This is a genomic window from Streptomyces sp. NPDC047028 (genome assembly GCF_040644095.1).
In the GTDB taxonomy this organism is placed as follows: Bacteria; Actinomycetota; Actinomycetes; order Streptomycetales; family Streptomycetaceae; genus Streptomyces.
The window spans coordinates 1-2,095 of record NZ_JBEYVS010000121.1; the positions used below are offsets into that span (position 1 = coordinate 1).

At 65.7% G+C, this 2,095-nt stretch carries 2 protein-coding genes and 2 pseudogenes; all 4 read left to right on the forward strand.

Annotation, left to right across the window (positions count from 1 at the left end):
- Window positions 1-321 precede the first annotated feature (321 nt).
- Complete coding sequence (locus tag ABZ854_RS37180; protein WP_361220471.1) at window positions 322-492, forward strand: transposase family protein; 171 nt, start codon at window positions 322-324, stop codon at window positions 490-492.
- Window positions 493-536: 44 nt separating this feature from the next.
- A complete protein-coding gene (locus tag ABZ854_RS37185) occupies window positions 537-986 on the forward strand; it encodes a transposase family protein (RefSeq protein ID WP_361220473.1) in 450 nt (149 codons plus the stop codon).
- Between the two features lie 116 nt (window positions 987-1,102).
- Window positions 1,103-1,220 (forward strand): annotated as a pseudogene (locus ABZ854_RS37190) (IS5/IS1182 family transposase); the annotation flags it as partial.
- A 45-nt stretch (window positions 1,221-1,265) separates the two neighbouring features.
- Window positions 1,266-2,035 (forward strand): annotated as a pseudogene (locus tag ABZ854_RS37195) (transposase).
- The last annotated feature ends 60 nt before the right edge of the window (window positions 2,036-2,095 follow it).

Here is a 2,095-nt window from a genome sequence, read left to right on the forward strand (position 1 = left end):
GGAATCACCACGCCAACGACGAGGGGCCCTGCCTCGTCACCACAGCCGCTGACCAGCCCATTTCACCCGCCAGCACAGGATGAAAGAGGTTCAGTAACCTCTTTCATTCTTGGGCTCTATAGGGTGAAAGAGGCTGGTCAGGGGCGGTGACGTGGCGAAGCCCCTCGTCGTTGGTGTGGTGATCTCACACGACACGCCGACGGCCGGGGGACTTCGTTGGGTCCGTATCTCTCCAAGCTCGACGTCCGGCACGAGCTGATCGAGCACGTCTCATGGCTCATCTACGCCCGCCGGTGTGAACGCCGCACTCGCTGGCGCAAGTTGAGCCGCTGCCGTCAGGCACAGCTCGCCCTTTCCCACCTGCGCAAGAACGAGACTCTCGCCCAGCTCAGCGCAGCGCTCGGCGTCTCAGAAACGAGGGCCTGGAGCTACGTGGACGAGACGGTCCGACGTCCTCGCCGCCTGGGCTCCCAAGACGGCAACAGGCCTTGACCGGCTACGGCGAGGACGACTTCGTGATCCTCGACGGCACCCTGATGGCAACCCACCGGGTCGCGGAACGGACGAGCTGTACTACTCGCAGAAACGCAAGAAGGCACGGCATGAACGTGCAGGTCGTCGCCGCACCCGACGGCACACCCCTGTGCTTCTCGCGAGCCCGAGCCCGGACGCGCCCACGACCTGACCGTCGCCCGTGCTCGCGGCGTGATCGAGAACTGCCATACCTGGAGATCCTGGTCCTGGACGATCACGCCTACCAAGGTGCCGGCGCCACCATCCGCACCCCCTACTACCACCACCACGAATTGCCTGAGCACTACCAGCAGTACAACCGTAATCACGCCCGACTACGCACTCCTGGCGGAGGCGCATTCGCACAGCTGAAAACCTGGCGCCTCCTTCGTCGAGCCCGGTGCTCGACGAACGGCAGGGGACGCATCGTCGCCGCCATCCACACCTTCCTGATCTGCGGATACGGAGGATGAAGAGGTTCAGTGAACCTTGTAGCGTGGCGACTGCAGCGCCGGTGGCCCCACGCAGATGGCCCCTGCACTATTGGAGGAGGTGTTCGAAGTCTCAACCCACCGCCGCAGGAGCCCTGTTGTTAGCCTGCCCTGCCGCGCTTGATCTGCCTCACGCTCTGGTCGAATGGGTGACGACGCTCATCGTCACCCGGAAGTGACCGCCGCTGCAAGCCGTCACCGCCCCGTGGTCGGTCTAAGTCTTGTCCCGTAACTGCTGGTCACGGATGAGATGATCTTGCTGTGGTTGGTGTGATCACGGCGTCTGAGCCGTCCTGGATAGCCCCGTTCACTGGGCTGAGTGCGCGTCAGTTCGGCAGACTGATCACCGCGTTGCGGCACGAAGGTGCGGATCCGGTCCGCAAGGGCCGGCCGTGGGGCCTGCCGCTGGAGGACCGGGTGCTGATGGTTGCCGCGTACTGGCGGACCAACCTCACCCTGCGCCAACTCGCGCTGCTGTTCGGGGTGTCGAAGTCCGCGGCCGACCGGATCGTCGACCACCTCGGCCCGGCATTGGCTCTGCAGCCCCGCAAGCGGTTCCGCAAGGACACCGTGCTGATCGTGGACGGCACCTTGGTCCCCACCCGCGACCACCAGGTCGCCGAGCAGTCGAAGAATTACCGGTACTCGACCAACCACCAGGTCGTCATCGACGCCGACACCCGGCTCGTCGTGGCCGTCGGCCGACCACTGCCCGGGAACCGCAACGATTGCAAGGCGTGGGAGCCTCCGGCGCCAAGGCCGCCGTCGGCCGCACCACGGTCATCGCGGACGGCGGCTACCGCGGCACTGGCCTGATCATCCCGCACCGCCGCGAACCCCGCCACGCCGAACTCCCGGCCTGGAAAGAGGAACACAACCGCTCACACCGCAAGGTCCGCGCCCGCGTCGAGCACGCCTTCGCCCGCATGAAGACCTGGAAGATCCTCCGCGACTGCCGTCTCAAGGGCGACGGCGTCCACCACGCCATGCTCGGCATCGCCCGCCTGCACAACCTCACCCTCACCGGATGACAAGGCAGACGGCCAGGTCAGCGGGCATGCCCGAAGTCATTTACGGGACAGCCCTTAGTG

Coding starts and splice junctions, on each gene's coding strand:
- ABZ854_RS37185 (WP_361220473.1), top strand. CDS start 537: ATGGCAACCCACCGGGTCGCGGAACGGACGAGCTGTACTACTCGCAGA.